Source organism: Dietzia sp. PP-33 (genome assembly GCF_033790845.1).
Classification (GTDB): domain Bacteria; phylum Actinomycetota; class Actinomycetes; order Mycobacteriales; family Mycobacteriaceae; genus Dietzia.
In genome coordinates, this window is the sequence record NZ_JAMYEI010000004.1 from 14949 (window position 1) to 36533 (window position 21585).

20 protein-coding genes are annotated in these 21585 nt (G+C 71.1%); 7 read left to right on the forward strand and 13 right to left on the reverse strand.

Features of this window, described 5'->3' with window-relative positions; all coding sequences use genetic code 11:
• Nucleotides 1-17: 17 nt before the first annotated feature.
• The 3 genes from pstS to NJE57_RS08195 all read right to left on the reverse strand — a co-directional run bounded on the left by pstS (nt 18) and on the right by NJE57_RS08195 (nt 3016).
• Entirely contained in the window at nt 18-1127 is a 1110-nt protein-coding gene (gene pstS / locus NJE57_RS08185; RefSeq protein WP_319027906.1) for a phosphate ABC transporter substrate-binding protein PstS, read from the reverse strand.
• 246 nt (nt 1128-1373) lie between these two features.
• Nucleotides 1374-2330 carry a mycothiol synthase gene (gene mshD, locus NJE57_RS08190; RefSeq protein ID WP_319027907.1) on the reverse strand — a complete coding sequence of 319 codons (957 nt, stop codon included), beginning with the start codon at nt 2328-2330 and terminating at the stop codon, nt 1374-1376.
• Complete coding sequence (locus NJE57_RS08195) at nt 2327-3016, reverse strand: response regulator transcription factor (protein WP_319027908.1); 690 nt, start codon at nt 3014-3016, stop codon at nt 2327-2329. Before NJE57_RS08195 ends, mshD begins: the two co-directional genes overlap by 4 nt.
• Nucleotides 3017-3101: 85 nt before the next feature.
• Here NJE57_RS08195 and NJE57_RS08200 point away from each other — a divergent pair, with 85 nt between their 5' ends.
• The 4 genes from NJE57_RS08200 (at nt 3102) to NJE57_RS08215 (ending at nt 6109) form a co-directional block, all read left to right on the forward strand.
• Nucleotides 3102-3842, forward strand: a complete 741-nt coding sequence (locus NJE57_RS08200; RefSeq protein WP_319027909.1) for a DUF2993 domain-containing protein — start codon at nt 3102-3104, stop codon at nt 3840-3842.
• Between the two features lie 23 nt (nt 3843-3865).
• Entirely contained in the window at nt 3866-4696 is an 831-nt protein-coding gene (locus tag NJE57_RS08205; protein WP_319027910.1) for a sulfurtransferase, read from the forward strand.
• A 103-nt stretch (nt 4697-4799) separates the two neighbouring features.
• A complete protein-coding gene (locus NJE57_RS08210) occupies nt 4800-5315 on the forward strand; it encodes a hypothetical protein (protein ID WP_319027911.1) in 516 nt (171 codons plus the stop codon).
• 104 nt (nt 5316-5419) lie between these two features.
• Nucleotides 5420-6109 carry an FABP family protein gene (locus NJE57_RS08215; RefSeq protein WP_413464385.1) on the forward strand — a complete coding sequence of 230 codons (690 nt, stop codon included), beginning with the start codon at nt 5420-5422 and terminating at the stop codon, nt 6107-6109.
• 8 nt (nt 6110-6117) lie between these two features.
• On the opposite strand, the gene cydC is transcribed toward NJE57_RS08215, so the two are convergent.
• The 5 genes from cydC to NJE57_RS08240 form a co-directional block, all read right to left on the reverse strand.
• A complete protein-coding gene (cydC, locus tag NJE57_RS08220; RefSeq protein WP_319027912.1) occupies nt 6118-7806 on the reverse strand; it encodes a thiol reductant ABC exporter subunit CydC in 1689 nt (562 codons plus the stop codon).
• Nucleotides 7803-9515 (reverse strand): thiol reductant ABC exporter subunit CydD, encoded by a 1713-nt coding sequence (gene cydD, locus NJE57_RS08225; RefSeq protein ID WP_319027913.1) that lies wholly within the window; start codon nt 9513-9515, stop codon nt 7803-7805. Before cydD ends, cydC begins: the two co-directional genes overlap by 4 nt.
• Before the next feature lie 7 nt (nt 9516-9522).
• Nucleotides 9523-10572, reverse strand: coding sequence for a cytochrome d ubiquinol oxidase subunit II (cydB, locus tag NJE57_RS08230; RefSeq protein WP_319027914.1), 1050 nt, complete (start codon nt 10570-10572; stop codon nt 9523-9525).
• A gap of 14 nt (nt 10573-10586) precedes the next feature.
• Nucleotides 10587-12089: a cytochrome ubiquinol oxidase subunit I gene (locus NJE57_RS08235; protein WP_319027915.1), complete on the reverse strand. Its 1503-nt coding sequence runs from the start codon at nt 12087-12089 to the stop codon at nt 10587-10589.
• Nucleotides 12090-12321: 232 nt separating this feature from the next.
• A complete protein-coding gene (locus NJE57_RS08240; RefSeq protein ID WP_319027916.1) occupies nt 12322-13242 on the reverse strand; it encodes an aminodeoxychorismate lyase in 921 nt (306 codons plus the stop codon).
• Between the two features lie 38 nt (nt 13243-13280).
• Here NJE57_RS08240 and NJE57_RS08245 point away from each other — a divergent pair, with 38 nt between their 5' ends.
• Complete coding sequence (locus NJE57_RS08245; RefSeq protein ID WP_319027917.1) at nt 13281-14444, forward strand: folate-binding protein; 1164 nt, start codon at nt 13281-13283, stop codon at nt 14442-14444.
• Between the two features lie 132 nt (nt 14445-14576).
• Nucleotides 14577-14786, forward strand: coding sequence for a DUF3073 domain-containing protein (locus NJE57_RS08250; RefSeq protein WP_319027918.1), 210 nt, complete (start codon nt 14577-14579; stop codon nt 14784-14786).
• A 102-nt stretch (nt 14787-14888) separates the two neighbouring features.
• Here NJE57_RS08250 and purM read toward each other — a convergent pair whose 3' ends face one another.
• The 4 genes from purM to NJE57_RS08270 form a co-directional block, all read right to left on the reverse strand.
• A complete protein-coding gene (purM, locus tag NJE57_RS08255) occupies nt 14889-15974 on the reverse strand; it encodes a phosphoribosylformylglycinamidine cyclo-ligase (RefSeq protein ID WP_319027919.1) in 1086 nt (361 codons plus the stop codon).
• A 40-nt stretch (nt 15975-16014) separates the two neighbouring features.
• Nucleotides 16015-17664 (reverse strand): amidophosphoribosyltransferase, encoded by a 1650-nt coding sequence (purF, locus tag NJE57_RS08260; RefSeq protein ID WP_319027920.1) that lies wholly within the window; start codon nt 17662-17664, stop codon nt 16015-16017.
• A gap of 152 nt (nt 17665-17816) precedes the next feature.
• Nucleotides 17817-18200 (reverse strand): sterol carrier family protein, encoded by a 384-nt coding sequence (locus NJE57_RS08265; RefSeq protein ID WP_319027921.1) that lies wholly within the window; start codon nt 18198-18200, stop codon nt 17817-17819.
• Nucleotides 18197-19708, reverse strand: a complete 1512-nt coding sequence (locus NJE57_RS08270; RefSeq protein WP_319027922.1) for an LssY C-terminal domain-containing protein — start codon at nt 19706-19708, stop codon at nt 18197-18199. Before NJE57_RS08270 ends, NJE57_RS08265 begins: the two co-directional genes overlap by 4 nt.
• A gap of 60 nt (nt 19709-19768) precedes the next feature.
• On the opposite strand from NJE57_RS08270, the gene NJE57_RS08275 reads away from it, so the two are divergent.
• Entirely contained in the window at nt 19769-20905 is a 1137-nt protein-coding gene (locus NJE57_RS08275; protein ID WP_319027923.1) for a hypothetical protein, read from the forward strand.
• Nucleotides 20906-20915: 10 nt separating this feature from the next.
• On the opposite strand, the gene NJE57_RS08280 is transcribed toward NJE57_RS08275, so the two are convergent.
• Nucleotides 20916-21584, reverse strand: a complete 669-nt coding sequence (locus tag NJE57_RS08280; protein WP_319027924.1) for a YoaK family protein — start codon at nt 21582-21584, stop codon at nt 20916-20918.
• Nucleotide 21585: the final 1 nt, after the last annotated feature.

Sequence of the window (21585 nt, forward strand, 5' to 3'; positions counted from 1 at the left end):
GATCGCGTGACGGCGTCTCAGCTGATGGCGTCGATGGCGGTGAGGAGCTTGTTGCGGAACTCGTCCGGGACGGGGATGTAGCCCTCGCCCTCCAGCTGCCCCTGGACCTCTTCCGAGACGGCGACGTTGAGGAACGACTTGACCGCCTCGGCCGTCTCGGGATCCTCGTACTCCGAGCAGACGAGCTCGTAGGTGGGAAGGATGATCGGGTACGCGCCGGGCGACCCGGGGACGTAGAAGGACGAGGTGTCGATGACGAGGTCGTTGGTGCCCTCGTTCTGGAGGCTCGCCGAGTCGATGGTCGTACCCGCCGTCTCGGCGGTGAGCTCCACGCCCTCCGGGTCCGACGGGGTGATGACGTTGACCATCGAGAGGTCCTGGTTCTTCGCGTAGGACCACTCGGTGTACGTGATGGTGCCCGGGGTCTGGCCGATGGCCGCCGAAACCCCCTCGTTCCCACGGGAGCCCTCACCGACACCGCCGTTGAAGGTCTTGCCGGCCCCCTGCGTCCATGCACCTTCCGACGCCGCGTCGAGGTACTTCTGGAAGTTGTCGGTCGTACCGGACTCGTCCGACCGGAAGATCACGGTGATGTCCTCGTCCGGGAGGTCCGTGCCCTCGTTCTCCTCGGCGATGGCCGGGTCGTTCCACTTCGTGATCTCGCCGTTGAAGATCCTGGCGAGGGTGGGGCCGGAGAGCTTGAGGTCGACGCCGTCGAGGTTGTAGGCCACCGCGATCGGGCCGAAGACGGCGGGGATGTTCCACGCCTCGGAACCACACCGCTCCTCGGCAGCCGTGTAGTCGGCGTCCTCCAGCGGCGAATCGGATCCACCGAAGTCCGTGATTCCACCGGTGAACTCGCTCACGCCGGCGCCGGAACCGTTGGAGTTGTAGTTCAGGGTCTGTCCCTCGCAGCTCATGGCGTAGGAGTTGGCGAAGATCGTCATGGCGTTGTTCTGCGCGGACGACCCCGACGCGGTCAGGGTCTCCTTGCCACCGCATTCAGCGTCGGAGACACTCTGCGCCGCGGTGTCACCGCTGCCCGTGTTGTCGTCCGAACAGGCGGCGAGGCCGACCGTCGTGAGGGCGGCGAGGCCGAGCAGGGCTCCGGTGCGCTTGAGGTCCACTGAATCTCCTTGTTTCGTCCGGTGGGAGTCCCACCGGGCAGGTCTCTGACGACTGCATTGCAAAGGCGGGCCGTATCCCGGCCCGACGAGGACAGAACCTAAGGGTTGGATATGAACGGTCTCGCCGGTAGAGATGAACGAGAGATGAACTCAGTGGATGCGTCACGAAAAGATCACTCACCTGAGTCTCGAGCAGTGCCCCCACCTGGGTCGATACGCGGACATCGGGGCGGCTGAACAGGCATTTCACCCCGAGGCGTACGTCACATCGCGGTGCTCGATGGCGAAACCCAGCTTCTCGTAGGTCCGGATCGCAGCCGTGTTGTCGCCCTCGACGTAGAGGACGACCGACTCGGCCGCCGCAGGACCCTCGAGGTGGGCCACGCCCAGCGCGGTGAGCAACCCTCCCAGCCCACGCCCCTGGTCGACCGGGTCGACGGCCACCACGTAGACCTCGCCCTCCACAGGCGTACCGGGCTCTGCGACCGTCTTGGTCCAGTGGAACCCCGCGAGCCGCGGCGCGCCGGCGCCGGGGTCTCCGGTGTCGACGGCGAGGAAGACCGCTCCGGTGTCCACCCAGTCGACCGCCAGCCGTTCGTCGAGCTGGTCCCGGGTCCACCCTCCCTGTTCGGGGTGCCACGAGAACGCCGCGTTGTTGACACGCAGGAACTCCGACCTGGCGTCCATCCCGGGCCACCGCGCACCACCCTCGGAGGCCGCCTCGGCGAGTGTGCCGGTCTCGATCCCCTCCGGTGGCCGCGCCTCCGGCAGCTCGGGACCGGCGGAGGAACGCCGGCGCATCTTCAGCAGCTCGCGGGTGCGGACGAGTCCTTCCGCCCCGGCGAGCGCACGTGCCGACGACAGGTCGCCGTGTGCCCACACCGCTGCGGCGGGCTCCCGCTCGAACACCGCGCGGAGCAGCTCCGCTCCCACTCCGCGTCGACGGTGATCGGGGGCGACGACCAGCTCGGCGGTCGCCTCCGCTCCGGCCCCGACCAGCTGGGCGTACCCGGCGATCCCGCCCTCGTCGTCCTCGCCGGTCCGGACCAGCAGATGACGGACGCCCTCACCCGCGCCCTCGCGGAGAGCCCGGAGCGGTTGTTCACCCAGCGGGGCCACGCCGTCCGCCTCCTCGGCGTCCCGGGCGATCATGTCGATCCGCGCGGCTGTCGCCTCGTCCACGGCGAGCTCGACGACGGTCATGCGTCCCCTCCGTCCTCCCTGCGGTCGGTCGGGCGGACCGCTTTGTAGCCGACGTTACGGACCGTGCCGATGAGGGACTCGTGATCCGGACCCAGTTTCGCCCGGAGGCGGCGGACGTGGACGTCGACCGTCCGGGTACCGCCGAAGAAGTCGTAACCCCAGACCTCCTGGAGGAGCTGAGCGCGCGAGAAGACGCGCCCGGGGTGCTGGCACAGGTGTTTGAGGAGTTCGAACTCCTTGTAGGTCAGGTCGAGGGGGCGACCCTTGACGCGGGCCACGTAGGTCTCCTCGTCGATCACGAGTTCACCGACGGTGAGCAGCCCGCCGTCGGATTCCCCCTGCGCCGAGTGGCGGGCGGCGGACAACCTGAAGCGGGCGTCGACCTCGGCGGGACCCGTGGTCGGCAGGATGATGTCGTCGAGCCCCCAGTCACCGCTCACCGCGATCAACCCACCCTCGGAGACCACCGCGATGACCGAGATGTCCACACTCCCCGAGAGCAGTCGGCAGAGCGCGCGGGATGCCGCGAGATCACTACGTGCGTCGACCAGGGCGAGTGCCGCCCCCGACAGCTCCCCCACCGACGATGCCAGTGCCGGCAGCAGCCTGACCGAGTGGGGCAGGAGAGACAGTGCGGGTACGACCGCCTCGGGGTCCGCTTCCGTCGTGAGGAGCACTACGTCCATGTGTCGCTTCCTCCTCGTGTTCAGCGCCCAGACGATACTAGCGACCCGCACCCCGGCCCCGGCGATCGGAGTAGACCTGAACCCCATGAGACCCCGTCGCAGCATCGCGGTGGCGACCGCCACCCTGGCCGTCGTGGTGGGCGGCGCCTTCACCGTGGACGCCGTCAGGGCCTCCGTGGTGGAAGCGGACGTGTCCACCCGGATCCGACCTGCCACACCGGGAGTCCCGGCTCCGACGGTGATGATCGGCGGGGGCCCGACCTCGCGATGGTCGGGCCCAGAGACCCTCTCCTCGGCCTCGATCCGCGCGGAGAGGGTCGCCCGTCCCGGCCTCGCTCCGGTGACCGTCGACGCGGTGGCGACCGATCTCCGCGTCCCCGGCGACCGATCCGTCGACATGACGGCGGAGTCGGTCGCGATCGCCGTCCAGATCACCGGCGATGCACTCGGACCCGCTCTCGGGATGCGGGACGTCCTGGTCGGCGCGGCCGACGATCCGAGCCTGGCTGGCGGGGTCGAACGCCGGGCCCGTGTCACCGGGACCCTCGAGGGCACCGACACCCGTGTCTCGGCGGTCGTCGACCTGGTCGTCGACGACCGTGGCGCGCACCTCGTCCCGGTGTCGGCCGCGACGGGCCCTGGCGGCGTGCCGGACCAGGATCCCGCACTCGCGCTGCGCCGGACCGCCCTCACGCTCCCCCCGGACGTCCTACCCCTCGGTCTCGCCGTGGAGACCCTCACCGTGCGGGGCGGGACGCTCACCGTCGGGGGTACCGGCCGGCCGGGCACCGCGCCGCTCGGCGACCTGGCCCGGCCGGCCCACTAGGCCGGCCCACTAGACTGCCCGACATGAGTCGCGACGACGTACTGGTCAGCACCCGCTGGGCCGAATCGCGCCTGGCCGACGACTCGGTGGTCTTCCTCGAGGTCGACGAGGACGTGGCGGCCTACCACACCGACGGGCACATCCCCGGAGCCGTCGCGCTGAACTGGCGCACCGAGCTCCAGGAGGAGTACATGCGCGATCTCGTGGGCCGCGAGAAGTTCGGCGAGCTCATGGCCGAACGCGGCATCACCCGTGAGCACACGGTCGTGGTGTACGGCGGGAACCACAACTGGTTCGCGGCCTACGCCTATTGGTACCTGCGTCTCTACGGTCACGCCGATGTGCGCCTGCTCGACGGGGGCCGGATGCGCTGGGAGCGCGACGGCCTGCCCCTGGAGTCCGGGACACCCGACCGGCCGGTCACCGCGTACGCGGCCGACCCCCAGGACCTGTCCATCCGCGCGTTCCGCGATGACGTCCTCGACGGATTGGGCCGTGACGCGCTGGTGGACGTGCGCTCCGTGGACGAGTACACCGGCAGACTCACGGCGCCGGCCGGGTTGCCCCAGGAGGGCGGACGCCAACGGGGACACATCCCGGGGGCCGTGAGCATCCCGTGGAACCGCGCGGTGACCCGAGACGGGACCTTCCGCCCCGACCACGAACTCCGGCAGATCTATGCCGACTTCCTCGGCGGGTCGGACCGCCGGGTGGTGACCTACTGCCGGATCGGTGAACGGTCGAGCCACACCTGGTTCGTCCTCCACGAACTCCTCGAGCAACCCGACGTGGTCAACTACGACGGCAGCTGGGTGGAGTACGGCTCGCTCATCGGGGTGCCCGTCGAGAGGTGAGCCGCGAGAGGTGAGCCGCGAGAGGGGAATCGCGTGGGCTGAGCCGGGTCCCGCGAGCCGGGAGCTCACCCGCGCGGGCGGTCCACTCGCTAATCTCGGAACCATGTCACTCATCTCCCGAGCGCTCGGCCTGGCCGGTCGCGCCTCCATCGTCGCCGTCGGTGCCTCCGTGGCCTCGGTCGTCATCGTCGGCATCGACCAACGGCGTGGCGCGACGCCCCAGATCCCGGACCATCCCGGCCCGTACTCGCCCGAGGAACGCGAGGCCGCGGCGCGCGTGTACCTCACCGCCCTCACCGTGCCCGCGGCCGCGTTCCGTGTGCCGTTCGCGCCGGACTGCGTGCGCACGGAGAACGGGCTCAGGACGGGGTTCGGCGCCGACCACCTCAAGTGGGACCTGCACCTGCACCTCCAGTACGCCACCATCCGGGAGGTGCGCGACATCGTGGTCACCGTCGACCCTCCGGGCCGGGAGGGCGTGGTGCGCGCGGAGTTCACCCTGGTGACCGTGGTGGGGCTCCGGGCGCGGGTGAGCGAGGACTTCCTCGTGCCCGCCGAGGACTGCCTCATCCACTCGATCGACGCCCGCATCTCACTCGGCCGAGGCCCTCGGGGTTAGGATTGGGCCATGGTGCTCTTCTTCGAGATCCTCCTCGTCCTCTGCACGCTGGCCATCCTGTGGGCCACGTGCTACATCGTGTACCGAACGGTCACTGACGAGTCGTGACGGACAGCGATCCCACCGGTCCCGTCGACCCCACGCCGTCCACCCCCGAGGGGGGAGACGGTTCGTCTGTCGTGCGCGGATCCGCGAACGCCGCGGTCGATGCCGCGGCCGCCCGGTCCGAGACGACCGCGCGCCGCAACATCCCGGCATTCGCGGAGCTCCCGATCCCCGAGGACACGGCCAACCTCCGCTTCGGCCCGGATCTGCACCCGGGTCTGCTCGCACTCCTACCCTTGGTTGGCGTCTGGGAGGGCGAGGGCGAGGCCGACACGGGGGACCGGGGTGAACACCGCTTCGGCCAGCAGATCGTGGTGTCACACGACGGCGAGAACTACCTGAGCTGGAGTTCCCGCGCCTGGACCTTCGATTCCGGAGGCGCCGTGGACGACGCGGCCTACCGGGAGGCGGGCTTCTGGCGGATCTCCGAGGACGACCAGCTCGAGTTCCTCGTAGCGCACGCCTCCGGGGTCATCGAGATGTACTACGGCGCGCCGATCACCCAGTCCGCGTGGGAGATGGCGACCGACGTCGTGCTCGCCTCTCCCACCGGCCCGGAGCACCGCGGCGCCAAACGCATCTACGGGATCGTCGAGGGCGGCGACCTGGGCTGGGTCGAGGAGCGCGTCGACCCGGACAAGGGTCTGGTCCCCCACATGTCCGCGCGCCTGCGCCGCGTCGCGGGCTGAGGCGACCCCTAGAGTTCGATCTCCTTCGTCGTCGTCACCCGGGTCGCCCGGTCGTGGGTGACGACGACGACGGCACGCTCCGGTCCGAACAGTCCGTCCGGCCCGCTGTCGCAGATCCGACTCAAGAGCGCGCCAGCGTCGACGACCGCGAGATTCTCGGTCGGTTCGTCGAGGATCACGACCGGTGCGGAGACCAGGAGGGCCCGGGCGAGCAGGATTCGCCGCCGCTGCCCGCCGGAGACCGCGTCGTCCCCGCCCTCCAGCACGGTGTCCAGACCGTCCGGCAGGGCGGCGACCCACCCACCCAGCCCGACCTCCCGGAGCACCCGTAGGAGTTCGCCATCGGTCGCGTCGCCGCGGGCCACGAGCAGGTCGTCCCGGAGTGTGGTGGCGAACAACCTGGCGTCCTCGGCCAAATAGATCACCCTCTCGCGGCAGCTCGGCCGGTCGAGGTGGGCGAGGTCCCCGCCCGACGCCAGCACCCGTCCGGAGAGCGGCGCCTCCAGCCCCGCCAGGACCCGCGCCAGCGTGCTCTTGCCCGACCCCGACGGGCCACGGACCACCACCCGGTCGCCGGGGCGCAGGAACAGCTCCAGCCGCTCCGATGACAGCTCCCGGTCGTCGTGGCCCCAGGTCAGCGCCGTCGCCACGAGGAGCGCGTCGCCGCCGGCCGTGGAGGATCCGGCGATCGCCTCGGAATCGGAATCGGAGTCGGCCCTGCCGGCCGTCGCGACCCCCCGGCCACTCCGCGACTCGTCGACCATGCCCCGGACACGTTCGGCCGCGGGAACCGCCCTCGCGAGGTGCTCGGCGGCGGCGGGGAGAGCCGCGAGGGCCTCGAACGCCGCGAGCGGGAACAGGACGAGGATCCCGATCCAGGTCGGCCCGTTTCCCGCGTCGCCGCCGTAGACCACAACGCCGACGACGAGAGCGGCCAGCGCGGTGATGAGCGTCCCCGCGGGTACGGCGGCCACCGCTCGGGCGGAGGCGGCGTCCGACCGTCGTTCCGCGCTCCGGCGGCGGGCCCCGGCGTCCGAGATCGATCGGATCGCCGTCCCGAGCCGACCTCCCACGGCGAGTTCCTCCGCGTGGTCCACGACGAGGACGACTGTCGCGGCCTGGTCGGAGATGGACGCCGCGATCGTCCGCTCGGCGTCCAGCGCGGCCCGCGCGGCCAGGGCGGGCGCGACCGCTCCGACGAGGACGACGCAGACGCCCATGACTACCGCCACCGCGGGAGACAGCAGCGCGAGGGCGACGACCGACCCCACCGACAGGATCATCGCCACCGCCGCCGGGATGAGGACGCGGACGACCGTGTCCGCGACCAGGTCCAGATCGCGGCCCGAGCGCAGGAGTACGTCCCCGGTCCGCAGGGCCGGGGTGGCGGCACCCTCGGCAAGGCGCCGGTAGAGTCGCTCCCGCGCACGGGCGGCGCCACGAAGGGCGACGTCGTGGGACGCGAGTCGGTCCAGATATCTGGAGACGCCTCGACTGATGCCGAGCGCCCGGACCGCGACGACGGCGACGGTGAGGTCCAGTACCGGGGGCTGTTCCCAGGCCCGGGTGATGAGCCACGCGGAGATCGCGGCGAGCGAGGCCGCTATGGCGAGGGTCAGGACGGCGATCAGCACGGCACGCAGCGCGCGGAGTCGGTCCAGCTCCAGCAGGTCGAGGACGTAGCGTAGATCGCTCACCGGGCCACCTCCGCCCGGACGTCGGGCGTGCCCGCCGCGGTGAGCCTCACCACGACGTCGGCGGCAGCGAGGACCACCGGGTCGTGGGTGACGACCAGTACGGTGTCGCCCGACCGCGCTCGTTCGCGGAGGGCGTCGGCGACACGGCCGGCCGTCTCCCCGTCCAGGTGCGCGGTGGGCTCGTCGGAGACGAGGACATCGGCATCCGAGGCGAACAGCCTGGTGAGCGCGAGTCTGTGCGCCTCCCCTGCGGAGAGCCCCCGACCCGCATGCCCCACGGGGTCGTCCCACCCCGCCTCCCGGTCGGCGAGCACCCGGTCGAAACCGGCCTGCCGAGCCGCCGCGTCGAGCCGCCCCGGATCGGTGCCGAAGAGCTCGACGTTCTCGCGCAGGGTGCCCGACACGAGAGTCGGACGCTGCGGCTGCCACGCGACCCGTGTCCACCAGGCCTCGCGGTCCACCCGCCCGAGGTCGATCCCCCCGATCCGGATCCGGTCCGCCTCGAACCGCGTCGGCGCCAGAAGCCCCAGCAGCGCCAGTACCGCCGTGGACTTGCCCGATCCGTTGGGCCCGGTCAGGACGGTCAGGCGACCCGGTTCGGCCACCAGGTCCAGTCCGTCGGGCCGCATCCCGTCGCGACCCCGCACCGCGAGGCCCCGGACCTCGATGCGGACCGGACCGTCGGGGATGCGGCCCGAGCACCCGGCGCCCCCGCTGCGGTCGGACCGCTCACCGGGCTTCTCTCCCGGGCCACTGTGCAGGATCCCGAAGGCCCGGTCCGCGGCGAGGGCACCGTCGGAGGACTCGTGGAACCTGGCGCCCACCGTGCGGAGTGGCTGGTACACCTCTGGCGCCAGCACCAGAGCCGCAATCCCGGCGGCGAGCTCCATGTCACCCACCACCAGGCGCAGCCCGATCCCCACCGCCACCAGCGCGACGCACAGGGTGGCGAGGAGCTCGAGAACCATCGAGGACAGGAACGCGATCCTCAGCGCACCCATGGTGGCACGCCGATGTGCCCGTGCGGCCGCGGCGACCTGGACCTCCGGCCCGCGCTCCCGCCCGAGGGCGACGAGCGTGGGCAGCCCCGCGATGAGGTCGAGCACCCGGGCGGACAGCCGCGACATGGTCTCCAACTGTCGCTCGGTGCGTGACCGCGTGAGGGTCCCCACGAGGATCATGAAGACGGGTATGAGAGGGAGTGTCACCGCGATGACCACAGCGGACAGCGGATCGACGAACGCCACGACCACGACCAGGGCCGGGGTGACGACGACCGCGGTCGCCAGGGCGGGGACGTAGCCGGCGAGATAGGGCACCAGGCCCGCCAGGCCGGTGGTGAGGACGGAGTGGAGTTCAGCGGCTCGGTGCCGACGATCGATCGGATCCCACCCCGCCACCGCCCGGGCGACGCGGGCGCGGAGGTCGTCGACCACGTCGCCGGCGGCAGCACGCGCCAGTCGCTGTTGCGCCCATGTCGCTGCGACCCGGACCACCACCGCCACCGCCAGCGAGGCCAGTTCCGCGGACCACGCGCCGAGCGTCCGCGCCGAGGGGTCGGTGATGACCCCGGCGAGTACGCGGGCGAGCAGGACCGCGAAGGCCGCGGTCGCCGCCGCCGTGACCGCCGCGAGGGCGACCGAGACCGCGAGGTGGCGGCGCACCTGTCGGGACTCGCGCACGAGCCGTGGGTCGAGGGGAGTTGCCACCTCGGGGTCAGCTCCTCCCGGTCCGCGCGGGCCGGAGGCCGATTGATGGCGGGATCTGGTCGACCGAGATCCGCTTGCGGAACACCCAGTACGTCCAGCCCTGGTACACCATGACCACCGGGGTGAGGAAGGCTGCGGCCCAGGTCATGACGATGAGGGTGTAGTGCGAACTCGACGCGTTCTCGATGGTGAGCCCGACACCGTCCGTCAGCGTGGTGGGCATGACGTTCGGGAACAGCGACCCGAACAGGAGCACGACGACCGCGGCTATGGCCAGCGTCGTCCCGGCGAAGGCCCAGCCCTCCCTATCCGCGTGGACCGCGGCGACGACGCCGATCAGTGCGGCCGCGGCCACGATGACCGCGCCCCAGGTCCACAGGTGGCCGTGGGCCAGCTGCGTCCAGAGCGCGAAGACCCCGCCGATCCCCAACACTGACGGCGCCAGGATCCGGGCTATCCGGACCGCCTCGGTACGGAGCACTCCGGAGGTCTTGAGGGCGAGGAACACCGCCCCGTGGAGGGTGAACACCGTCAGGGTGAGCAGACCGCCGAGCAGGGCGAACGGGTTGAGCAGGTCGAAAAGGGTGCTGGTGACCTGCTTGTCCGCGTCGATGGCGACACCCCGGACGATGTTGGCGAACGCGACGCCCCACAGGAACGCCGGCACCACCGAGCCGGCGACGATCGCGATGTCCCACCGGCGCCGCCACGTGACGTCGTCGATCTTGCCCCGGAACTCGATCGCGACGGCCCGGAAGATCAGTGCGATCAGGATGAGGAACAGCGGCAGGTAGAAGCCGGAGAACAGGGTCGCGTACCACTCCGGGAAGGCGGCGAACATCGCGCCTCCTGCCACCAGCAGCCAGACCTCGTTGCCGTCCCACACCGGGCCGATCGTGTTGAGCACCGCCCGGCGGCGGGTGTCCCGCTCCGGGGTGTCGGGGCCTCGACCGAGGACCGGCATGAGGATTCCCACGCCGAAGTCGAACCCTTCCAGGACGAAGTAGCCGAGGAAGAGCACGGCGATGAGGATGAACCAGAGTTCTTGAAGACCCATGATCTCTCTCCCGGTCAGTACGCGAAGGACAGCGGTCGGTCGGCGTCGTCGTCGCCGGGGGGCCCGAGGTGGGGCTCGGCGTCGTGCTCGAGCGGCCCCTCGACCGTGTACCTGCGGATGAGGACGAACCACACGACGGCCAGGCCGCCGTAGACGATCGTGAACCCGATCAGTGAGGTCAGTACGAGCCACGCTGGGTGGTCGGACACCCCCTGGCTCACCAGGAGACTGATCATCGGGTCACCGACGGGGTTGGGGTGGACGACCCAGGGTTGACGTCCCAACTCGGTGAACACCCAGCCGGCCGAGTTGGCGAGGAACGGGAACGGGATCGCGGCGATGCCGAGGACGCCGAGCCAGCGCTGGTGCGGGATGGGCGCCGAGCGGCGGGTGACCCACAGGCCGACCACCGCCAGCAGGGCGGAGCCCACCCCGAGTCCGATCATGGCCCGGAAACTCCAGTAGGTGACGAAGAGGTTGGGCGCGTAGTTGCCGGGCCCGAACTGCTCCTCGTACTGGGCCTGGAGATCCTGGACGCCCTGGAGTTCGACTCCCGAGAACTGCCCCTCCGCCAGGTACGGCAGGACGTACGGGACCTCGATGAGGTGGATGGCCGAGTCGCAGTTGTTGTGCGTGCCCACCGTCAAGACGGAGAACTCGGGATCCGTCTCGGTGTGGCACAGCGATTCGGCGGCCGCCATCTTCATGGGCTGCTGTTCGAACATCAGCTTGCCCTGGATGTCCCCGGTGACGATGAGCGCGGCACCGGAGACGATCATCACCCACAGTGCGAGCCTGGTGACCGGCCGGAAGATCTCGCGGGCCTGGTTCTCCTTCTCCGCCGCCGCCTCGGTCTCGCCACCGACCACGAGGTCGACATGCTGCCGCGAGGCCCGGACCATCCACCACAGCCCGATGCCGGCGACGAAGGTCCCGGCGGTCAGGAAGGCGCCCGCGATGGTGTGGGGTACCGCGGCGAGCGCCGTCGAGTTGGTGAGGAGGGCCCAGATACTGGTGAGTTCGGCACGCCCGGTCTCCGGGTTGTAGACCGCGCCCACGGGGTGCTGCATGAACGAGTTCGCGGCGATGATGAAGTACGCCGACAGGTTGACGCCGATCGCGGCCATCCAGATGGCCGCGAGGTGGATCGCCTTGGGCAACCGCCCCCACCCGAAGATCCAGAGGCCGAGGAAGGTCGATTCGAGGAAGAAGGCCACCAGGCCCTCGAGGGCCAGCGGCGCGCCGAAGACGTCTCCGACGAACCGGGAGTATTCGGACCAGTTCATCCCGAACTGGAACTCCTGCACGATGCCCGTGACGATGCCGAGCGCGAAGTTGATGAGGAAGAGCTTGCCGAAGAACTTGGTGGCCCGATACCAGCCGGTCTTGCCGGTGGCGACCCACATCGTCTGCATGATCGCCACCATCGGCGCCAGGCCGATCGTCAGTGGGACGAAGATGAAGTGATAGACGGTGGTGATCCCGAACTGCCACCGCGATATGTCGAGGACGTCCATAAACCCGCGCTCCTGCCACGAATGCCGCCACGGTCAGATCGGACGGCCACACGCAGGACGGTACTCCCCGGGGTAAGGGCACTCAACGTGGCGCGGTGTGTCGTCGGACACCCACTACCAGGGAAGATGAGCAGAATTTGCCGGAACCCCGAGCGTGCTTCGCCACGTGGCCGGGTACGGCGGTGGCCCCTTCCGGGGGCACGGGGCCCGATCGAAGACGGGATCCCCGGCCTCAGGCCCGCCCCACCGCCCGGTCGACCATCCCCGCCACGTCGATCCCCGGATCGGCCGACGCGAGACCGACGTCGTCGATCCGGTGGACCCTCGCGGCCAGGGTGACCGAGGAGAGCAGCCAGACGGCGTCTGCGGTCAGTAGATCGGTCACCAGCAACCGTTCACGGTGCACCGGGACGCCCTCCGCCTGCGCGACCTCGGTGAGAGCACCGAGGGTGGTGCCCTCCAGGATCCCCGCCTCGACGGGGGGGCTCACCAGCTCACCGGAGCGCGCGGTGACGATCGTGGACCGCGGCCCCTCGAGGACCTCTCCCTCGGACGACAGGTAGACCACGTCGTCGAACCCGTTGGCGGCCGCGTGGCGCAGGGCGGCCATGTTGGCCGCATAGGACAGCGTCTTGGACCCCAACAACATCCAGGGTGCCGTGGCCGCGAAGTCCGCCGGGAACCCCCTGTCGAGCACGGTGACGGCGATCCCCTCCGTCCTGGCGCGCACCGCGTGCGGCCCGACGGGGGCGACGGTGATGTAGGCCGTCTCCTGTCCCCCGCGCTCCGGGCCGCGGGACAGCACCAGACGCAGCATGGCCTCGGAGCCCGGCCCCCACTCCCGGGCGGCCAGGTCGATCCCGGCCCTCCACTGCTCGGCGGAGGGCCCGGTGAGGCCGAGCGACGACGCCGACCTCGACAGCCGGGCGAGGTGACGCTCCGGCTTGGCCGGCTCACCCCCCACCACCAGGAGGGTCTCGAAGCAACCGTCACCGCGGACAGCCGCGAGGTCGTCGGCGAGCAGCAAAGGCTCCCCCGCGGGATGCACCCGGGGTCGCGGACCGTCCGGGCCACCCGCGACCAGTACGACCACCCGCGCGTCAGCTTCCCGATCCGCCGGCCGTCCCGATCCTGCTCCACCTGCAGTGCCCATGTCGGCAACACTACGACGACGCACGTAGGATCGCGATCGTGAACGTCCCAGCTGTGCCCGACAGGATCGACGGCGGCTACCACAGCCCGATCCTGACCCGACCAGGTGCCGTGGACACGACCGGACCGGGCCCCGACGCCGGGGTCCCGTTCCACTACGGCGACCCTCTGGGGGAGCAACGCGCGGCCACGTCCTCCGTGGTCGTGGTAGACCGCTCCCACCGGGACGTGCTGACCATCGGTGGCGGCGAACGCCTGAGCTGGCTCGAGGGGTTCGTCTCCCAGCACGTGGCCGCACTCGCCGACCGCAGCGGGGGTGAGACGCTGATCCTCGACGCCAACGGCCGGGTGGAACACCACGTGGTGCTCTCCGACGTCGACGGCACACTCGTCCTGGACACCGAACCCGGTCGGGGCGCGGGACTACTGGCGTTCCTGACCAGGATGGTCTTCTGGGCCGATGCGACACCGGAGGCCGCCGACCTCGTCGTCGTCACCCTCGCCGGCACCGGACTCCCCGCCACCGTCACCGCCCCCGACGGGACCACGGTGGAGTTGCCGGTGGGCGACTACACGAGCATCCCGCTGCCGGGAGGGGGGATCGCCCGCCGGATGCCGTGGCCGATGGCGGGGTCCGTCGACCTGCTCGTCCCCCGCTCGGGGCTGACCCACTGGTTCGACGCGCTGGTCCGCTCCGGCGCCCGCCCGGCCGGTTCGTGGGCGTACGAGGCCCTCCGCGCGGTCGAGACGACCCCGCTGCGTGCCCGCCTCGGCGTGGACACCGACGAGAAGACGATCCCCCACGAGATCCCCACGTGGATCGGTGAGGTCGCCCGACGCGGCGCGGTGCATCTGGACAAGGGGTGCTACCGGGGCCAGGAGACGGTCTCCCGGGTCCACAACCTCGGCAAGTCCCCGCGGGTCCTCGTCCGACTCCACCTGGACGGATCCGGCGGCGACCAGATGCTGTCCCCCGGTGCGGAGGTGCTCGCCGGTGGACGCACCGTGGGGCGCGTGGGCACAGTCGTCCAACACCACGAGTACGGGCCCGTGGCGCTCGCACTGCTCAAGCGGTCCATCGCCTCGGACACCGTTCTCGAGGTCGACGGGGTCTCCGCCGCGATCGACCCCGATTCCGTCCCGGTCGACTCCGGCCCACAGGCCGGACGTGAGGCGATCCGCAGGCTCCGCGGCCAGGCATAGGCCCCCCGGGCGGCTCCCGCGACACCCGGGCGGACATTCCGCGCCGGGCACGCTATCCTGTGGCTAGGCAGATACTCACATTGATGGGCACCCCCGAGGTGGCCCAGCACCGTTTCCGAGGGGGTCAGGTCAATGGGCCGAGGCCGCGCGAAGGCGAAGCAGACCAAGGTCGCTCGCGAGCTCAAGTACAACACTCCGCAGACGGACCTAGAACGTCTGCAAGCGGAGTTGGCGGGTGGTGGCTCGCCCACCACGCGACTCAGCACCGAGCGGCCCAGTACCGACGAGGACGAGGACGACGACCCCTACGGGTCATGGTCCGAGGGCGACAGCAGGTTCTGACCGCACTCCCCGACCGCCGCACACACGTGGGCCGGGCATCCAGCGAGGATGCCCGGCCCACGTGTGTGCGGCGGGGCGGTGCCGGCGGGGGCACCGCCCCGATCAGAACCGTGCGTGCGACCCCTCGAGCACCACTCGCGAGGCGTCGGCCGCGTCGTCGCCGGCCTTGTCGACGTGGCCGATCACCCAGTTGTCCACGTGGCGGGCCGTGAGGACCGCCTGGGCGCGATCGGCGTCCTCCGCCGGGAGCACTGCGACCATCCCGAGCCCCATGTTGAACGTGCGCTCCATCTCGGCCTGCTCGACCCGCCCGTGGTGGGCGATGGTGCCGAACACCGCGGGCACCGGCCACCGACCGCGGTCGAGACGTGCCACCAGCCCGCGCGGCATGACCCGCGCAAGGTTCTCGGCCAACCCGCCACCGGTGACGTGGCTGAACACCCGGACGTCCGTCTCGGCGATCAGGCTCAGGCAGTCCAGAGCGTAGATCCGGGTGGGCTCGAGGAGCTCCTCACCCAGGGTCCGGCCGAACTCCTCGACATGACCCTCCAACGGGAGGCGGGCCAGCTCGAGCAGCACGTGGCGCGCCAGCGAGTAGCCGTTGGAGTGCAGACCCGAGGACGCCATGCCCACGATCACGTCGCCGGGGCGCACGTTCTCGGCCTTGAGGACCTCGTCGGCCTCGACGATGCCGACCCCCGTTGCCGAGATGTCGTACTCACCCGGTGCCATGAGTCCGGGATGCTCGGCGGTCTCCCCGCCCAGCAGTGCGCAACCCGCCCGTACGCAGCCCTCGGCGATGCCCTCGACGATGCCAGCCACGTGCTCCGGCACGACCTTGCCGATCGCGATGTAGTCCTGGAGGAACAGCGGTTCGGCACCGCACACCACCAGGTCGTCCACCACCATCGCCACCAGGTCGATGCCGACCGTGTTGTGGACGTCCATGGCCTGCGCCACCGCGATCTTGGTCCCGACACCGTCCGTCGACGAGGCGAGCAGCGGCTGCCGGTAGGAGTTCCTGAGGGAGAACAGCCCGGCGAAACCGCCGAGGCCACCCATCACCTCCGGCCGGGTCGCCCGCTTGGCGTGGGGGGCGAAGAGCTCGACGGCACGCTCACCGGCGTCGATGTCGACACCGGCGGCGGCGTACGAGGCGCCGGGCGCGTGGTGGTGGTTCTCGGTCATCTTCGGTTCTCCTCATCGGCGCCCGGTCCCGGGCGCCCGGTCAGGGTCGGTGGACTGCGTCCGCGCTGTCGTGCAGGACCAGGTGACGGTCGGGGTTCTCGCCGTCGACCTGGGCGGCGAGCGCCCGCACGGCGGCGCTCATCGCCGAATCGTCCGGGAGCGCGATGGGATAGTGGCCGTCGAAGCAGGCCGCACACAGATCCTCCCGGGGCTGCGCGGTGGCCTCGATCATCCCGTCCACCGAGATGTAACCGAGGGTGTCCGCCCCGATCGCCCGGCGGACCCCCTCGAGCATCCCGTCCGTCGCGTCGACGCCGTTGGCGATCAGTTCGGCGGGGCTGGCGAAGTCGATTCCGTAGAAGCACGGCCAGCGCACCGGCGGGGACGCGATCCGGACGTGCACCTCGAGGGCGCCCGCCTCGCGCAGCATCCTGATCAGGGCTCGCTGGGTGTTCCCGCGGACGATCGAGTCGTCCACCACCACGAGCTTCTGACCGCGGATCACCTCGCGCAACGGGTTGAGCTTGAGGCGGATGCCGAGCTGACGGATGGTCTGGCTGGGCTGGATGAACGTGCGCCCGACATAGGCGTTCTTGGTCAGGCCCTGGGCGAAGGGGATACCCGAGCCCTGGGCGTAACCGACGGCCGCCGGGGTCCCCGACTCCGGCACCGGGATCACCAGGTCGCCGTCGGCGGGGTGCTCCACCGCCAGCTTGCGGCCGATCTCCACGCGGGTGGAGTTGACCGAGCGCTGGTTGATCACCGAGTCGGGGCGTGCCAGGTAGACGTACTCGAAGACGCAGGCCTTGGGGGTCGGCTCGGCGAACCTGCGGGAGCGGACGCCGTCGGCGTCGATCGCGATGAGCTCGCCGGGCTCGACGTCGCGGACGAAGGACGCACCGACGATGTCCAGGGCCGAGGTCTCGGACGAGACCACCCATCCGCGCTCGAGCCGGCCGAGCGCGAGCGGGCGCACCCCGTGTGGATCGCGGGCGGCGTAGAGCGTGTTCTCGTCGGAGAACGTGAGGCAGTAGGCGCCGCGCAGACGCGGGAGCAACCGGGCCGCCGCCTCCTCCAGTCCCCCGTCCCCCGCCTCGTGGGCCAGCAGGGTGGACACGATGTCCGAGTCCGAATGGGTGCTGTGCTCGGTGTACCCACGGATGCCGATCCCGGTGGCGTAGCGCTTGAGTTCCTGCGTGTTGACCAGGTTGCCGTTGTGACCGAGCACCACGGACCCGCCGCCGGGCGTGGGCCGGAACATGGGCTGGGCGTTGTCCCAGGACGCGGCACCCGTCGTGGAGTACCGGCAGTGACCGATGGCCACGTAACCACTCATCGACTCGAGGGTCTTCTCGTCGAAGACCTGACTGACCAGGCCGAGATCCTTGTAGACCAGGACCTGCTCACCGTCCGCGACCGCGATCCCGGCGGCCTCCTGGCCACGGTGCTGTAGCGCGTACAGGCCGTAGTAGGTGAGCTTGGCGACGTCCTCGCCGGGAGCCCACACTCCGAAGACGCCACACTCCTCGACCGGGCCGATGCGCTCGGTGTCGATCGGAAGGCCGGCCGGGCCCGGGGCGGACGGGTCGGGCAGACCCAGGCCGACGGCGGCGCGGCCACCGGTCCGGCGGAGTGATCCGGACGGGCCCGGACGGGACGACGTACTCTCCACCTGCTGGTGCTCCCTCATGGGTTCGGGGCGGTCCGCCCGGACGGACCCCGGCGGTGCGGTTCGAGTGTACGTTCCCAGACCCCTGCGACCCCAGTCCCGTGGCCACACGCCCCCTCCCCGGCGGCCGTCCCGGCGGTCGCCACCTGCCACTGCGGGGCGGCGGGAACCCGTCAGAGCGAACGCACGATCGGCAGCCCCGCGGCCACCTCGGAGGCCCGGGTACCCGACGCGCGCACCCGGCCACCGGCCACCGCGGACTCCCAGCCGCGGCGGCCCGTGGCGAGCTCGAGCCAGGTCCGGGGATCGGTCTCGACCACGTTGGGCGGTGTCCCCCGCGTGTGGCGCGGGCCCTCCACACACTGCACGGCCGCGTACGGAGGCACGCGCACCTCCACCGCCCGTCCGGGGAGCTCGGCCGCCAACACGGCGGTGGTGGCCCGCACCGCCGCCGCGAGTGCGGACCGGCCGGGAGAGCCCACCTCGTCGTCGTCGAGCCAGGGGGTCACCGCCTCGACGGCCGCGCGGACCGACTCTCCGTCGGGGGGCCGGCTCACGATCCGCCACCCACGGCCGGCCGAGCGAGCGCACGGCGACGGTCCCGGCGCTCCTGGGCCGTCCTGCGGCTCCAGGTCCTGGTGGCCTGGCTGGTGAGTAGCAGCAGTATGAGGACGTTGACCGCCAGCACGAGGTACCCGCCGAGGACGGTGCCCAGTTCGGCGTCCGTGGTCACGCGGCCGGACTCGGTCGAGACCACACTCACCACCGTCATCGTCAGGAGCCACACCCGGGGTCTGCCGTAGCCGAGGTAGGTCAGCAGCGCCAGGACACCCATCACGCCGTATACACCGCCGATGAACACCGCGAGCACGACGATGGCGGGCACCAGTTCGGAGCGGTCCAGACCGGCGAACTCCTCCAGTCCCTGGTCACCGAGGATGTCCCGCAGCGCCATGACCAGCAGGACGAGGACGGTCGCCGCGACCAGGCCGCAGCCCGCGGTGAGCGCGGCCGGGCGGGGGAGGTGTCCGGGGTCGGGGGCGACGTCGTCGGCCGGTCGATCGGAGTCCCCCGACGCCAGTCCACCCTCCGCCAGGGGATCGTCGTATCCGCGCGCGGCGCGGACCACCCCGGGCGGTAACCCGGCCGCCGAGGCCTCGACGACCGGTACGGCGCGCAGATCCACCACCGGCAGGTCGCCATCCGTGCGGATCGCGTCGCCGCCACCGTTGCGCGAGTGGTACCCGGTGGAGAAGTTATCCAGTACCCGGACCCCCACTCCCGGCACGTGGTACCGGATCGAGTCCACGATGTAGTCGCGCTCCACGTCGATGTCCGCGTCGATCTTGTGGGTCACCTGGAGGGTGAACAGCGACAATCCCACCGCGCGGTCGTACGTGCCCGCGCCGAGCCACTGGACACGGTGCCCCCCGGGCAGGAGCCACCCGTCCGGGCACCGCCAGAAGCGCACGTGGTGCCTCTGCGCCGCATTGCCCTCCACCTCCTGCTGGTAGGCCAGGCACTGCGTGCGGCCGAAGAGCCTCAGTGGGCTCACCGGCGCGGCGGGATAGGAGCGGCGCAGCACCGAGGACATGACGATGCCCCAGGACGAGCGGACCGTGATGTCGTCGGCCAGCACCCATCCGCACGCCGTCATGGTCTCGTGGATCTGGCGCGCCGTGCCGTCGACGGCGAGGTTGACCGGGTCCCCCAGCAGCCCGTCCGAGGTCCGGGTCCGGGCGATGAAGTACCCCGGCACGTAGACCGACGTGATGAGCGTCTGCAGGCGGGGCAGGACCAGATAGGCCACCAGAGCCCAGAACGGGAGCAGCAGGAACAGGTGCCACCAGGTGTGGCGCCACACGTCGTCCAACAGCCGCCAGCCGAGAAACCCGGCCGCGAGGGTGGCCAGGGCGAAGAACACGGTGTCGACGACCTGCCCGGGCAGCGGCGGCCGGACGTCGTCATCCCGCACCTTGGACGGCGGACGGGTGTAGACGGGGGGCGTGGCCGGCCGGGTCGACCCCGCCCCGGCTGTCTGCACCGCTCGCTCACTGGTGGGCATGTCTAGACGATAGTCGGCGGTACCGGCCGTGCGTGGCGCGTCGACTGCCAGAATGTCCTGGTGCCCACGACCGCTCCGACACCGGCCGGCAGCCGCGGCGCCCACGAGGACCACCTGCGGTCGCTGGGGCTGCCGCTGATGATCGCCCCGTCCACCCGGGTGCGCGAGGTCCTTCGGCGCTCCGCCGGGGTCAGCGCCGGGCTCGCCGTGGCCTCGTCCGGCCTGTCCACGCTGGACCGGTCCAACGACTACGCGGTGGAGCTCTTGGACCGAGTCGGCGACGACGCCGCCGAGTGGGAGCTCGTCGACGCGGGCGATCCGATCATCGTCCTGCTCCTGGTGTCGCTCGGATTGTTCGCCGCTGCGCCGGGGGTCGGCTGGCTCGTCGCGCGGATCGTGCGTCGTGTCGGACCGGCGTACGGCACACTCGTCGGGCTCGCCTCGGCGACCGCCCTCCTCGTCGTCGCGCCCCTGACCTTCGAACCCCACGACGGCCCCGGGTTCCTCACCACGTCCCTGACCGTGGTCACGGTCCTGGTGGGAACCTACGTCGGCGCCGGTTCACTGGTGCGCTGGGCCGCGCGGCGGGTACGGCGCGAGCTGGGCACCATGGGCCACATGGTGGCGAGGGTGCTCCCCGTCCTCATGCTGGCCGTGCTCTTCCTGTTCTTCAGTGCGGAGATCTGGCAGGTGATGGTGGCGTTGTCCTGGGCGCGGACCTTCGCCGTGGTGGGCGTGATGGGTGTGCTCACCGTGTTGCTGGTGGTCATCACCACACGGGACGACCTGCACGACGAGCTGCGGTCGCAGGCGCCGGGCCTCCGGCTGCGGATGTCCGAACGGGTCAACATCCTGCTGGTGCCGGTCCTGGCCACCCTCATCCAGTCGGTGTTGTTCGCCTGTCTGGTGTTCGCGTTCTTCCTGTTCCTGGGCTGGATCGCGGTGCCGGAGGCCACCGAGACCCGCTGGACCCTGCGCCCCACCGAGGATCTGGGGGGTCTGCTGGCCGGCGTCCCGGTGAGCGTCACCCTGGTGCGCGTCTCGCTGACCCTCGCCGCGTTCTCCGCCCTCAACCTGGCAGCGGCGGCGGCCTCCGATACCGCTCACCGCGCACGGTTCGTGCGGCCCATGATCGACGAGGTGGTCCACGGCCTCGCCGCGCGGGAGGCCTACCTCCGGGCACGACGACGACGGTGACCACGGCTCCTCAGGGCCTGCGGTACTCCCGTCGGCGGATCCAGACCGTCGCCACCAGTGCGCCGGTCACGACCGCCGCCGCGACGCCCAGCGCGGCCACGCCGAGGTCCACCTGGAGCACCGCACCCGCCACGCCGCCCAGCACGAGCGCGGCCCACAGCGAGACCTGCTGCCGATAGGGCGCCCACGACCCCCCGGCCAGTGCGTCGACCAGCCGGTGGGCGGACTTGACCACCGCACCCGTCATGTAGGTGACCCCCAGCGAGACCTCGCCCCGCGAGTGGAACACCGAGTTCATGGCACCCATCGACGCGGCGACCACCGCCATCGCCACGGGCACCCCGAGGACCGTGGCGGTGGTGATCCGGTGCAGCGCGAGAGCCGAGAGCAGCAGGGCCGCGACCAGGCCCAGCACAGCGGGGCGGTCGTCGAGGTTGCGACGCCGGGTGACCACCGCTCCGGCGACCGCGCCGAGGAAGAACGCGACCAGAACCACCGCGGCGATGCCCGCGCCCCCGAGGTCGCCCTCCGCCAGGTCGACGACCATGCGCGTGGAGTTGCCGCTCATGAACGAGACGAAGTAACCGCCCACCACGAGGAAGCCCACCGCGTCGACGAACCCGGCCGTGCCGGACAGGACGACGGCCAGTATCCGCTCTCCCCGGCGGAGGTCACGCATC